The sequence below is a fragment of the Pseudogracilibacillus auburnensis genome (assembly GCF_003201975.1).
GTDB lineage: Bacteria > Bacillota > Bacilli > Bacillales > Amphibacillaceae > Pseudogracilibacillus > Pseudogracilibacillus auburnensis.
The window spans coordinates 249,357-263,463 of sequence record NZ_QJJQ01000003.1; the positions used below are offsets into that span (position 1 = coordinate 249,357).

Below are 14,107 nucleotides of genomic sequence, written 5' to 3' on the forward strand. Positions count from 1 at the left end.
GAATTATTCCTTACTAATTGAATGATGAAAATGACTTACGTACATAAATATACAGAAAAAAGCAATCACTAATTTTTTGTCATAAATATTTACGGTAAGAAATTATTAACAATATTGATTTCATGTTATACTATTAGAAGATAATGTTATTGTTAGTTTTTTTCGCAGATAGGAAAACTTTCCTGCTGCTTAGATGAAATTAGGCTTTCGCCAATAAACCTTGCGACAAGCCAAATTTTCTAACAAATATATAGGTGTTTTTAAATAGTGCTTAGGAGTGAATACTTATGGTGGAAACAAATAATGATTTGCAAGTAGGAAGTATTGTAACAGGTACTGTTATAAAAATCGATGAAAAACAAGTATTTGTTGATATTGGCTACAAAACGGAAGGAATCATTCCGATTAGTGAGTTATCTAATCTTCATGTAGAAAATCCAGGGGATGTCGTACGAGATGGGGAAGAACTTACTTTACAAGTAAAAAAAATCGACGATGACGAAGTGGTTTTGTCGAAAAAAATGGTCGATGCTGAAAAAGCATGGAAAGATTTACAACATAAATTTGACCAAAACGAAGTATTCGAGACGGAAGTGAAGGAAGTTGTTAAGGGTGGACTAGTAGTCGATATTGGTTTACGCGGTTTTATTCCAGCATCATTGGTTGAAACTTATTTTGTTGAAGATTTTTCCGATTATAAAAATAAAACATTAGCTGTTAAAATTGTTGATTTAGATCAAGAACAAAATAGAGTTATCTTATCCCACCGTGCTGTCATGGAAGAAGAACAAGAAAAGAAAAAGCAGGACTTATTACAATCACTTCAAAAAGGACAAGTTGTTGAGGGAACTGTCCAACGCATTACTACTTTTGGTGCTTTTGTTGATATTGGTGGAGTAGATGGACTCGTACATATTTCTGAGTTGGCACATACACATGTCGAAAAAGTATCAGATGTTCTTACTGAAGGAGACAACATTAAAGTTGAAATATTGTCCGTTGACTTAGATAATGAACGAATTTCTTTATCTTATAAAAATACATTACCTGGACCTTGGTCTGGAATTGAAGGTCGTATTAAAGAAGGGGATCAAGTAGAGGGTATCGTAAAGCGAATTGTAAGTTTCGGTGCGTTTATTGAAATCGAAACAGGTGTAGAAGGACTTGTTCATATTTCCCAAATTGCAAACCGCCATATCGGTACTCCAGAAGAAGTATTAAAAGTTGGCGATAAAGTAAGTGCAAAAGTGTTAAGTGTGAGTGAGCAAGACGAAAGAATCTCGTTAAGTATGAAAGAGATTGAACTTGAAAAAGAAAAAGGCGAGATCGAGCAGTATGAAAAAGAAGAAGATTTTTCAAGTTTCCAACTTGGAGATATGATAGGCGACAAATTAGATAAATATAAAAAATAATCATTAATTGAGAAGCTTTTCCGAATAGGAAAAGCTTCTTTCGTTTAAAAGCGAGACTTTTCATACATAATGATGTATAAAGGGTGATACATCATTATGTATGAACAATTTTTATATTTTTGGTTTGTTTGGATTATTTTTATTATTGTTGCATTTTTTATGAAAAATGGGAAGAAACGTTCCTTTTTATTATTTTGGATTCTTTTATTGATTTTTATATCACAAACGTATGTTACGATTGGGGCTATTCAATTTTCGTTTGCCTATTTTGTTTTACTAATTGGATCGATTATTTTTTTTATCCAACATTCTTTATCCTGGTATAACCTAATGGTGGCATTTTGTGTAGTGATCGGATATGTCTCCTTACTAATTTGGGAAAAAATAACTCCTATTTGGTTTTTTATGCCGTCGTTTTTTCAAATTCCTGTCCTTATTGTCATGATCGTACTGTTATTAGTTCAGTCATATGATAGCCAAATTACTAGTGCTATACTTGGGTTAATACTAGGTCGAATAATTTTTGAACTTTTATTAATCGTTTATCGATTACATGATGTTGTTGGAGAAGAAACATTCTTTATTCATATAAGCTTAACCGTTCTTTTCATTATTGTCGTAAGGTTGATGCAATCGATAACGAGTAAAATAGCAAATTTCTTCAGACGTAAATTAATTTAACGAACAAATTGTTATAATAGCACTAGTTTGCTAAAATGAAGAAAGGTTTTGTAAACCAACTTTAATGAACAGAAGGGATGTCCTTTCAAGATGAGAAAAGCAACCGTAGCAATTGTTGGTCGTCCAAATGTAGGAAAATCGACGATATTTAATCGACTAATTGGAGAAAGGGTTTCCATTGTTGAAGATACACCCGGAGTGACGAGAGACCGAATATATGCGGAAGTGGAATGGTTAACTACTCGTTTTAATATGATCGATACGGGTGGTATTGAAGTAAGTGATGAACCACTTCTTACTAAAATTCGTCACCAAGCTGAAATAGCAATTGATGAAGCAGATGTAATCATTTTTTTAGTGAACGGAAAAGATGGCATTACTGCAGCCGATGAAGAAGTGGCTAAAATATTGTACAAGTCAAAAAAGCCAACCGTACTCGCAGTAAATAAAATCGATAATTTCGAGATGCGTGATCAAATATACGAGTTTTATGCCCTTGGATTTGGCGAACCTTTTCCAATCTCTGGCACACACGGGCTAGGTCTGGGTGATTTGTTAGATGAAGTGATTACCCACTTTCCTAAATTAGAAGATGTGGAAGAAGATGATGAAGTCATTTACTTTAGTGTGATTGGACGTCCAAACGTCGGTAAATCATCACTAGTTAATGCAATAGTAAATGAAGAAAGGGTAATTGTTAGTAATATAGAGGGAACAACACGTGATGCGGTCGATACGTTTATTCATAAAGATAATCAAGATTTTGTTATTATTGATACTGCTGGAATTAGAAAACGTGGAAAAGTATATGAATCAACCGAAAAATATAGTGTATTACGTGCATTAAGAGCAATCGATCGTTCAGATGTTGTGTTAGTAGTGCTTGATGCGGAAACGGGTATACGAGAACAAGATAAGACAATCGCTGGTTATGCTCATGATGCAGGTAGAGCAATTGTCATTGTTGTAAATAAATGGGATATGATTGATCGAACGGAAACATCCATGCAAGAGTTTGAAGATAAGATAAGAAATCAATTTCAATTTCTCGATTATGCACCGATTATTTTCTTATCTGCCAAGACGAAAAAAAGATTACAACGTCTTATTCCTATTATAAAGCTAGTTAGTGAAAGTCATACTAAACGGATACCGACCAATGTTCTAAATGATGTCATCATGGATGCACTTGCGATGAATCCAACGCCTACTGTAAAAGGAAAACGACTCAAAATATTATATACAACACAGGTGGCAGTTAAACCACCAACTTTTGTCGTGTTCGTGAATGAACCTGAATTAATGCATTTTTCATTTAAACGCTTTTTAGAAAATAGAATCCGAGAATCGTTCGGCTTTACTGGTACACCAATTCATATCGTTGCAAGAAAGAGAAGTTGAGAGGAGAAAATTAATGAAAAAAGTAGCTGTTTTGGGGGCGGGAAGCTGGGGAACCGCTTTAAGTATCGTTTTATCTGATAACGAACATGATGTACGTTTATGGTCACATCGACAAGCACAAGTAGATGAAATAAATATAGAGCATACAAACAACCGTTACTTAGATGGAGTTTCATTGCCAAAAAATATTCGCGCATTTAATGATATTCAAGCTGCGATAAAAGAAGTGGATGCGATCATTTTTGTCGTTCCATCTAGTGCAATTCGTGAAGTGTGCGAGAAAATAAAACATCTATTACTAGATGACGTCACGATTGTCCATGCATCAAAAGGTATTGAACCTGAATCTTTAAAAAGAATTTCAGAAATTATTTGTGAGGAAATACCGTCTTATCATGATAATGATATTGTTATTTTATCAGGACCAAGTCATGCGGAAGAAGTGGCTTTAAGGCATCCAACAACAGTAACAGTTGCATCAAAAAATGAGAATAAAGCGAATTTCGCTCAAAATCTATTTATTAATGAATTTTTTCGTGTGTATACAAGTTCAGATGTAATCGGTGTTGAACTAGGAGGCGCATTAAAAAATATTATCGCACTTGGAGCTGGAATATCCGACGGACTTGGTTTTGGCGATAACGCAAAAGCTGCTTTAATTACGAGAGGACTTGCTGAAATAACGAGACTAGGTACGGCGATGGGCGCAAATCCGTTAACATTTTTAGGATTATGTGGTGTCGGTGATTTAATTGTGACCTCGACTAGTATCCATAGTCGAAATTGGCGGGCAGGTAATCTTTTAGGCAAAGGAAAAACGTTGGATGAAATTTTATCAGAAATGGGCATGGTTGTCGAAGGAGTTAGAACAACGAAAGCCGCTTACCAACTTGGAAAAAAACAACATGTTGAAATGCCAATAACAAATGGGCTATATGATGTTTTATTTAAAGAAAAAGATCCAAAGCTTGTTGTCGAACAGTTAATGAAACGTGATAAACGAGAAGAAATGGATGATTTTCAGTCAGTAAAATTATAACTAAAATACAGATAAGTGCGTGTTCAAAACCCCTATGTCTTCTCAGACACCGCAATACAGGCGGGGAAGAGGTGATGTTGCGCTTATGTAAGTAAACTAGCGGTAGCTAGTTTATGTCGAAAGAAAACATGCCTCTTCATGGGGTATGCCGATGTTAGGCGCAAAGCCTGTTCTTAGTCGGCCTTCCCTGAAATAGCCGTTAGGCGAGGGAAGAGGTGATGTTGCAATTATGCTTTGGGGTGCAAGCATTTACTGCGAATGCCTTAGTTGCGCGCTTATGCAGTAAAAAAATTCATCCTTTCTTTTCTGCCAACGCAGAAATTCGATGCGTCATTTTTGTTGGACTTTGTGAACATCCTCTATAAACAATTATATCTTCCCTTGCATATACTAGTCTAGAATAAACGAGGAGGGAAAGATATAGTGGATCAAAACGCAAAAAGAATTATGGATCAAATTGAAGAAAGTTCGCATATTTCGGTAGACGAAATATATAATATTGCTCATTCTATTCAACATGAAGATTTAACCGATGAGGCAACTGTAAGATCATTGGTACGGCGTTTATCGAGGCTTGCTGGCCGTCCTATTTCAGCTGGAAAAGAAGATGAAATTGTCCGTTCCATTATTAACAATGAAATACCATCTTCCATGGAAGCATTACAACGGTTTTTTGGAAACTAAGAACATGTCAAATTAAAATGAATATTCTATATATTATTGCATAAGTTGGGCTAGAGAAGATACAAATCAAGAGTGTTATGCATAATATAAAACGCAACAGTAATCTTATAAAGAGATGCTATGGGTATTGTTTAGTCATCTGGGATGGCATGTTTGTAGGCCATTCCAGATTTTTTTATTGTCAGGAAATTATATTTGAATCTATTTGTGGATAAAATTTTTTTATGATAATATCTACGTTTAGCTTCGACGCACAGGACGTGCTAGTACAAATCTTTACGTTGGGACGAGTAAGCGCGGTCCCAGGACGTCGCGCTTTTTAGCCTGTAAGAGTGTTTGTGCCTTTGTTCCTTTGATATTCGCGTTTATTTTCTGTCTAAAGGATGGACGACCTTTTATGACAAATTAGCGAAAAAACGATGTACTTTCATATTTGGAGTGAGTATTTTTAGTGATATGTTATAATAACTTATGTGCAATGATAGAAACATCATTTTATTGGAAAGATAGTAGGAGTGAAGCAATGAGTGCAGCAGAATTAAAAGAAATAGTTTCTTTTATTGGGATCGGCCTCCTAATTATGGCAATCGCTCTAATTCAATTAGCTAGAAGAAAATTATCTGGAATTTTTAGTCTGATCGTCTCGATGTTAGCCTACGTCTGTCTCGTCGTAGGTGCATTGATTGTATTTTATGTCGTAATTAGTGGCCCAACTGGTTAGTGAAGGAGGCTTTAGAATGAAAAATGTACATAGACTATTATTACTAGCCCTTTTTTTACTCGTAACAACTACATTAACTGGTTGCCTATACCCGCAAAATGAGTTAGCCAAAAACCAAATTCCAAATGAAAAACAATTAGAAATGGTCCAAACAGCTGTGTTGGAATATAGAGATGAAACGAATGGATTAATGCCGATCAAAACAAAATCGAGTGATGTAGCATTATATGAAAAATATTTAATTGATTTTTCCATGTTAAAAGAACATCAATTACTTTCTGAAATTCCTGGTACTGCCTTTGAAAACGGTGGAGTATATCAATATACAATCATTACACCTGAAGAAGATCCACGAGTGAAACTAATTGATCTACGAATAGCGGAGAAATTAAGAGAAGTAAATGTAAAATTAGATATTTATCGTTCCAAAAATTTATATCCACCATTTGGTGAACAAGTTGGGACTGATATTTATACAGTAAACTATGAAAAGCTCGGCTTTAAAACAGAACAATATGTAGTGAGTCCATATAGTAAAACGAACTTACCAATCATCATGAATACCGATGGTGAGTTATTTGTAGATTATCGCATTGATCTCCAGCTAGCATTAACTGAATATGAGCATCGTTTTAAAGAAGGAGATGATATTCGTCCGATACTGGAAGACCATTACCCGTTTGTCCCAGTTTATTCTTTACCATACACCATTAAAAATGGTGAACCAGTCTTTCTATCCCAATAATAATTGATTCATCATCAATCTCTCGTTCTTTTCTATCTCATAAATAAATTAGTATATTTTCCCCCTTGTAGCATATGTTGTTACAAGGGGTTTTTCATTGCACTTTTTACATATTTTTTTACTCATATTTGCTGTCATATTTTAATAGGACAACATCATAGACTTATATTAGTATGAATGATTTTGTGCTTGTTATTTAGGAAAGAGGAGGGAAACATTTGGATAGGATAGATATTTTTAAAGATATTTCTAAACGCACGAACGGTGATGTCTATTTAGGAATCGTCGGCGCTGTAAGAACAGGTAAATCGACCTTTATTAAACGATTTATGGATCTAGTTGTGATACCTAATATTCAGGATGAGAATGAACGGGTTCGCGCACATGATGAACTTCCACAAAGTGCAGCAGGAAAAACGATTATGACGACAGAACCGAAGTTTGTACCGAATCAAGCGGTGTCGATTAATATTGAAGAAGGATTAGATGTTAACATACGAATGGTCGACTGTGTTGGTTATGCTGTAGAAGGTGCAAAAGGATTTGAAGATGAGAATGGGCCACGAATGATACACACCCCTTGGTATGAAGATCCAATCCCATTTCATGATGCTGCTGAAATTGGAACGAGAAAAGTAATTCAAGAACATTCAACTATAGGTATTGTTATTACGACTGATGGGACGATCGGAGAAATTCCAAGAACTGACTATGTAGAAGCAGAGACTAAAGTAATTAATGAATTAAAAGAAGTTGGAAAACCTTTTATTATGATTATTAACTCTGTAAGACCAACAGACCAGCAAACAGAACTTTTACGTCAGGAACTAGCAGAGCAACACGATGTACCTGTACTTAGTATGAGTATTGAATCGATGAATGAACATGATGTGTATAATGTTTTAAGAGAGTCATTGTACGAGTTCCCAGTGTTAGAAGTAAATGTAAACTTACCGAGCTGGGTCATGGTATTACATGAAAATCATTGGTTGAAGCGCAACTATGAAGAAGCAATTCAAACAACAGTGAGAAATATTAAACGATTACGAGATGTAAACAATATCGTAAATGATTTTTCAGAATTTGAACATATCGATCGTGCCCAAATTTCAGGAATGCAAATGGGAGAAGGTATTGCTGAAATCGATTTATTTGCCCCACAAAATTTATATGAAAATATATTAAAAGAAATTGTAGGCGAAGAAATAAAGGGAAAAGACCATTTACTCGCCTTGATGCAAGATTTTACCCATGCAAAACGGGAATACGACCAAGTTGCTAGTGCTTTACAAATGGTCAAACAAACAGGTTACGGCATAGCAGCACCTTCTATACAAGATATGGAACTAGATGAGCCGGAAATAATTAGACAAGGCTCACGGTTTGGAGTCCGATTAAAAGCTGTCGCTCCATCCATTCATATGATTAAAGTAGAAGTAGAATCAGAATTTGCACCAATTATTGGAACGGAGAGGCAAAGTGAAGAACTTGTTAAATATTTAATGCAAGACTTCGAGGAAGATCCATTGTCCATTTGGAATTCAGATATTTTTGGCCGATCCCTAAGTTCGATTGTAAGAGAGGGAATTCAAGCGAAAATTTCCCTAATGCCGGAAAATGCCAGATATAAATTGAAAGATACATTAGAAAGGATCATTAACGAAGGTTCCGGTGGTCTAATTGCTATTATTTTATAACAGCTTTCAAAAAAGCTGTTTTTATTTTTTTTATTTGGACACGCGTTAATCATTAACTCAATTTTTCGCAGAGTGAAATGGACAAATAACGCCTTTGTAGAACGAAGTGGGATGAAGATACAATGCTCAAGTTGACTTTGTTTTAACTATTTACCCAGGAGCAGTCCGTTTACATTTAGACTCTACCTGCTCTTATCGTTAAGTTTGTCACTATTATCACGTATTTGAAATAAACCGTGCAGTAACTTTAAAATAGTGAATATACTATCGCTACGGAAATGCACTCCGCTTTCACCACAGGGCATAAGAGCGACATCTATTCAATCTGCGCTATCGCTTGCTTTCACAGTGTCTCCTTTACCGTGGCCGGCTGTTAAGCCTCCTCAAAAGGAGGGCCAACTAAAACCGGCCTTTGCGGCCAACGTCGGCATACCCCTTGCCGGGGCAGGGTCTTATCTAGGCCTATCCTCCCACAGGAGTCTCCGTGCATTTCCTTCGCTAAGGTGAGGTTGAATCATTAGATAATTTATGTTTGAAATAAATATCATTTACATTCACCTAATCTAACGTATAGTTGATTGGAGCGGAGGACAGTTGACTCCTACGGGAAAAGCAACTGTCCATAGCGAAAATCAACGGTGCTGCTAGCTTAGTTACTGCACTGTTTATATCTTATATGTAAAAACAACAAATCTATTTGATAGTAGAAGTATTCGTAGATCCAATCTTTTCGAAATTGTTTTCTTATACTAAGGCTGTTAAAGATATAATTAGAAGCAACCCAAGCTTAACCAAGCGCGGTTTGAACTCATTTTAATGGCGTGAAAGTTGTATCATACGAATGAATGAAGAGTATGTACAAATATTCGAAATAATAAAGGAAAGCGAAAGGAAATGGAGCAAGCTATTTTACCATTATCTTTCGCTTTTCTTTATACGGATATTTCAAAAAATTTAGGATAAAACGATTTCATGAAAAAAATATAGAAAAAAACACTATTTTATGTTGAATTTTATTGTAAAGTCAGTTAGTATAAGCTTTATCATCAATAATTTTCGCTACAGAAGTATAAAAGTAGGCGAATTGGTGAACAAATGGAAATAGCTTTATAATTTGTTTATAGCAAATTATATTTTTTTGGGAGGAGGTGAATATCATGAACAAAACAGATTTAGTTAACGCAGTCGCTGAAAAAAGCGAATTGTCGAAAAAAGATGCTGCTAAAGCAGTTGATGCAGTATTTGAATCAGTCATGGATTCACTTAGTAAAGGTGACAAAGTACAAATTATCGGATTTGGTAACTTTGAAGTGCGTGAACGTTCTGCACGTAAAGGTCGTAATCCTCAAACTGGAGAAGAAATTCAAATTCCTGCAAGCAAAGTTCCAGCGTTTAAAGCAGGTAAAGCTCTAAAAGAAGCTGTTAAATAACATTTCTACATAGAGCTTATGATAAAGGGTGCGTATTTACCTACGCATCCTTTTTTAATTCAGTTCCAAAGACCCTCACTATTTTTTTGTATGTATATTAATATCTAGTTACTCTATTTGCGGATTCTGCAACTTCAATTATGTTGGTTCAAATTGATTGACATTGTTGTTATAATAAGTGATAGTTAATAGGGCGAAATATTATGTAAGCTCTCACTTTAACATAGATGTATTCTCGCTTCATGATAGTAAATTATGCTATACTAGAGGTAATGAATGAACGGAAGGGCATAGGTGGTTAGGGTGCGCAATTTAAGTATGGAATCAACTGAATTAAAGTTTTTAATCGAAAATAAAATCAGGCATTCTTATGTTGAAAAATATATTAATAAGCCCTTTATAGATCAAGAAAAAATTTTTATCTTACATTATTTTTATCAAGATTTACAAATGTCAGCAACTAAAAAACAGCAATATATTACAACGATTATGCTTGTACAAATTGCTTTAGATACTCATGAGTTAATACCCTCTAAAGATACCGATGAAATGACAGAAACGGAAAAACAGCTTTCTGTGTTAGCAGGCGATTATTATAGTGGACTTTATTATTATTTATTATCTGAATTAGAAGATATTGACATGATTCAAATTCTAGCAACAGCAATTAAACAAATTAATGAATATAAAATGAAATTGTATAATGAAAATATTCAATCGATTGACGAGCTATTTACGACGATTCAACAAATTGAATCATTATTATTCACACAGGTTGCTCGTTTCATTAAAGTGGAAGATACGATCATTTCTATTACGAAAGAATGGTTAATGATCAATCGACTGTATCAAGAAAAGGAAAATATTCAAAATCAGCAGTTTTCATATATTGATCATTTTGTTCAAGAACAAATTAGCGATACCGATAAATTAACGACTATCCATATAGTAGACGAAGAAATTCATAGTCGAAAACAAAAGCTGGATGAATTATTAGTACATTTACCTTATCATTTTATTGTGCTCAAAAATACAATAAGAGATAAAGTAAAGCTAGCATATAACACATCTGTAGCGGAAGAAGGGTAAAACATGACTGGACAATCTAAAGAGGAACGAGTTCATCATGTGTTCGAAAGAATTTCCAACAAATATGATTCGATGAATTCCATTATCTCTTTTAATCGACATTTTGCCTGGCGTAAAGACGTGATGAAACGGATGCAGGTAACAGAGGGAAGTAAGGCACTTGATGTATGTACGGGAACTGGTGATTGGGCAATTGCACTTGCAAATGCCGTGGGTACAAGCGGTGAAGTCATTGGTTTAGATTTTAGTAACAATATGCTCAAAGTTGCACATGATAAACAAAAGCAACAAAATATGAAGCAATTAACATTTATTCAAGGGAATGCGATGGAACTCCCATTTGAAAACGATCTATTTGATTATGTAACAATAGGCTTTGGGTTACGCAACGTTCCAGATTACGAAACAGTTCTACAAGAAATGTATCGTGTTACAAAGCCGGGTGGGAAAGTAGTTTGCTTAGAAACATCACAGCCAACATTAGTTGGATTTAGACAACTTTACCTTTTTTATTTTCGCTTTATTATGCCATTGTTTGGAAAGATTTTTGCTAAAAGTTATGATGAATATGCATGGTTACAGGAATCTGCTCGAGATTTTCCGAACAAATACGAACTGAAAGAAATGTTTTTGGATGCAGGATTTTCCGAAGTTGACATGAAAAGCTTTACTGGTGGGGTTGCAGCAATGCATATGGCTACAAAATAGGCCATGTTTAGATAACGATAAAAAAGGTGAAAAGTATGAAACTTGCGAATATATATGGCTTTTTGAAAAAGGACTTACAAGACATTGAAAATACATTAACCGAAACAATTCAAGCTGAACATCCTATATTGCGTGAGGCTTCCCTACAATTATTACGTGCTGGCGGTAAACGAATCCGTCCAGTTTTTGTTTTGTTATCAGCCCAATTTGGTGATTATAAACATCATATGGATCAAGTGAAGGCGGTAGCTGTTTCACTTGAGTTAATTCATATGGCAACACTTGTCCATGATGATGTAGTAGATAATGCCGAATTAAGGCGTGGGAAACCGACGATTAAACATATTTTCGGTAATCGGGTTGCAATGTATACAGGGGACTATATATTAGCTCGTGCACTTGAAGTAATAACAACTGTCCACCTTCCGAGTGTCCACCGTACCTTATCAAAAACGCTCGTTAAAGTAGTGGAAGGCGAAATTGCTCAAATTGAGGACAAATTTAATGTTGATCAAGGATTACGGGATTATTTACGGCGAATTAAAAGGAAAACAGCCTTATTAATTGCTACAAGCTGTAAATTAGGCGCAATCGCATCAGGTGCAACAGAAAAACAAGCGAATCAATTATATCGATATGGTTATAATGTAGGCATGTCGTTTCAAATAATTGACGATATTTTGGACTTTACGGCGTCCTCAAAAGAATTAGGAAAACCAACTGGGAGTGATCTAATCCAAGGGAATATTACTCTACCAGTTTTTTATGCCATGAATGATCCAGCCTTTTTAGAGGAACTAAAAGCTTCGTTTCAAAACGCTAAAGAAATTGATGAAAATAATTTGAAACATTTAGTAGATTTATTATCTAAAACAGACGCTATTGAACAGTCTTATCAATTAAGTAATTTATATTTAAGAAAGGCGTTACACGCGATAAAACTGTTACCAAACAATAAAGCGAAAAGGACGTTACAAACGATTGCAACATTAATTGGGAAACGCCGTTCTTAAGTTTAATTGTATTATATTACATAATTTGATAAAATTTTTAACGACTAATAAAATATCTAACCAATAATATTAAAATAAGAGGAGAAATAAATGATGGAAAAAACGTTTATCATGGTAAAACCAGATGGTGTACAAAGAGGATTAATTGGAGAAATCGTTAGCCGATTTGAAAAGAAAGGATTTGTTCTTGCTGGAGCAAAATTAATGCAAATTTCTACTGAGCTGGCTGAAGAACATTATGGTGAACATAAAGAACGTCCATTCTTCGGCGAATTAGTTGATTTTATTACTTCAGGTCCTGTCTTTGCAATGGTATGGGAAGGGGAAGATGTAGTAAAAACATCACGCCATATGATCGGTGCTACAAACCCTCAAGAAGCAAACCCAGGGTCCATCCGTGGAGATTATGCTGTAACAGTCGGTAAAAATATCATCCATGGTTCCGATTCCTTAGAAAGTGCCGAAAGGGAAATTAACTTATTTTTTAATGGGAATGAACTCGTAGATTACACGAGACAAGATAAAACTTGGATTTACTAATAAGTTACTTTGGCCTCTGTTTTAAACGGAGGCTTTCTATTATAGATTTTTAATACTTATTATTGGAAAGTACTTTAAAAGTGATGAAAGAGGCGCAACCTAACGTGGGAGAATACAATACGTTCATATCTCAAATTGATCAAAAGCTAGGAATCGATTTAACTTTCTATAAAGAAGCACAAATGAAACGAAGACTAACTTCCTTGCGCAATAAACGTGGATATAGTAGTTTTTCTAGCTATTATACAGCCTTATTAAAAGATGAAGACTTGTTAGAAGAATTTATTGATCGCATGACGATTAATGTTTCTGAATTTTATCGAAATCCGAAACGGTGGGATATTTTACGAGACAAAGTGCTACCGAAACTAATAGAGAAAAAGCAGAGCATTACCATATGGAGTGCTGCTTGTTCTACAGGGGAAGAGCCTTATAGTCTTGCAATTATGTTACAGGAGCACTTCCCACATATTAATGCTACGATTTTAGCAACCGATATCGACGAAAAAGTGTTGGCAAAAGCAAAACAAGGCATTTATCAAGAACAAGCATTAAAGAGTTTACCTAAACATAAAAAGTCAAAATATTTTATGTTTAAAAACAATAAATATATGATAAATGAGCAATTGAAAGCATCTATTACGTTTAAAAAACATGATTTATTAAAAGATAGCTATCCGTCCAATGTCGATTTAATCGTTTGTCGTAATGTACTTATTTATTTTACAGATCAAGCAAAAGAAATAATTTATCGAAAATTTAGCGATTCACTCGTGCCAAAAGGCGTTTTATTTGTTGGCAGTACTGAACAAATTTTTAATCCGAATGAATATCAGCTATCATTATTTGATACTTTTTTTTACATTCGCGATGTTACTAAATGTTCCACCTCTACAGATGGAACATAAGTGTCGCCTAGTTTCGGAAGGTCTAAATGAGGAAATACC

Annotated in this window: 14 protein-coding genes; all 14 read left to right on the top strand. The window is 34.7% G+C overall.

What is annotated here, in order from left to right:
• Positions 1-287: 287 nt before the first annotated feature.
• The 14 genes from rpsA to DFR56_RS06215 all read left to right on the top strand — a co-directional run bounded on the left by rpsA (position 288) and on the right by DFR56_RS06215 (position 14,068).
• Entirely contained in the window at positions 288-1,412 is a 1,125-nt protein-coding gene (rpsA, locus tag DFR56_RS06150; protein ID WP_110394560.1) for a 30S ribosomal protein S1, read from the top strand.
• A 96-nt stretch (positions 1,413-1,508) separates the two neighbouring features.
• A complete protein-coding gene (locus DFR56_RS06155) occupies positions 1,509-2,093 on the top strand; it encodes a YphA family membrane protein (protein ID WP_110394561.1) in 585 nt (194 codons plus the stop codon).
• Positions 2,094-2,183: 90 nt separating this feature from the next.
• Positions 2,184-3,494, top strand: a complete 1,311-nt coding sequence (gene der, locus DFR56_RS06160; protein WP_110394562.1) for a ribosome biogenesis GTPase Der — start codon at positions 2,184-2,186, stop codon at positions 3,492-3,494.
• 13 nt (positions 3,495-3,507) lie between these two features.
• Positions 3,508-4,533 carry an NAD(P)H-dependent glycerol-3-phosphate dehydrogenase gene (locus DFR56_RS06165; protein ID WP_110394563.1) on the top strand — a complete coding sequence of 342 codons (1,026 nt, stop codon included), beginning with the start codon at positions 3,508-3,510 and terminating at the stop codon, positions 4,531-4,533.
• Between the two features lie 423 nt (positions 4,534-4,956).
• Entirely contained in the window at positions 4,957-5,217 is a 261-nt protein-coding gene (locus DFR56_RS06170; RefSeq protein WP_244916433.1) for a stage VI sporulation protein F, read from the top strand.
• 523 nt (positions 5,218-5,740) lie between these two features.
• Entirely contained in the window at positions 5,741-5,938 is a 198-nt protein-coding gene (locus DFR56_RS06175; RefSeq protein WP_110394564.1) for a DUF2768 domain-containing protein, read from the top strand.
• Positions 5,939-5,954: 16 nt separating this feature from the next.
• Positions 5,955-6,683 carry a hypothetical protein gene (locus DFR56_RS06180; protein ID WP_110394565.1) on the top strand — a complete coding sequence of 243 codons (729 nt, stop codon included), beginning with the start codon at positions 5,955-5,957 and terminating at the stop codon, positions 6,681-6,683.
• A 218-nt stretch (positions 6,684-6,901) separates the two neighbouring features.
• Positions 6,902-8,380: a stage IV sporulation protein A gene (gene spoIVA, locus DFR56_RS06185; RefSeq protein WP_110394566.1), complete on the top strand. Its 1,479-nt coding sequence runs from the start codon at positions 6,902-6,904 to the stop codon at positions 8,378-8,380.
• A gap of 1,157 nt (positions 8,381-9,537) precedes the next feature.
• Complete coding sequence (locus DFR56_RS06190; RefSeq protein WP_110394567.1) at positions 9,538-9,810, top strand: HU family DNA-binding protein; 273 nt, start codon at positions 9,538-9,540, stop codon at positions 9,808-9,810.
• A gap of 303 nt (positions 9,811-10,113) precedes the next feature.
• Positions 10,114-10,899, top strand: coding sequence for a heptaprenyl diphosphate synthase component 1 (locus DFR56_RS06195; protein WP_110394568.1), 786 nt, complete (start codon positions 10,114-10,116; stop codon positions 10,897-10,899).
• A gap of 3 nt (positions 10,900-10,902) precedes the next feature.
• Positions 10,903-11,607: a demethylmenaquinone methyltransferase gene (locus DFR56_RS06200; RefSeq protein ID WP_110394569.1), complete on the top strand. Its 705-nt coding sequence runs from the start codon at positions 10,903-10,905 to the stop codon at positions 11,605-11,607.
• Between the two features lie 35 nt (positions 11,608-11,642).
• Entirely contained in the window at positions 11,643-12,620 is a 978-nt protein-coding gene (gene hepT, locus DFR56_RS06205; RefSeq protein ID WP_110394570.1) for a heptaprenyl diphosphate synthase component II, read from the top strand.
• A gap of 93 nt (positions 12,621-12,713) precedes the next feature.
• Positions 12,714-13,160: a nucleoside-diphosphate kinase gene (gene ndk / locus DFR56_RS06210; protein WP_110394571.1), complete on the top strand. Its 447-nt coding sequence runs from the start codon at positions 12,714-12,716 to the stop codon at positions 13,158-13,160.
• Positions 13,161-13,243: 83 nt separating this feature from the next.
• Positions 13,244-14,068 carry a CheR family methyltransferase gene (locus DFR56_RS06215; RefSeq protein ID WP_110394688.1) on the top strand — a complete coding sequence of 275 codons (825 nt, stop codon included), beginning with the start codon at positions 13,244-13,246 and terminating at the stop codon, positions 14,066-14,068.
• Positions 14,069-14,107: the final 39 nt, after the last annotated feature.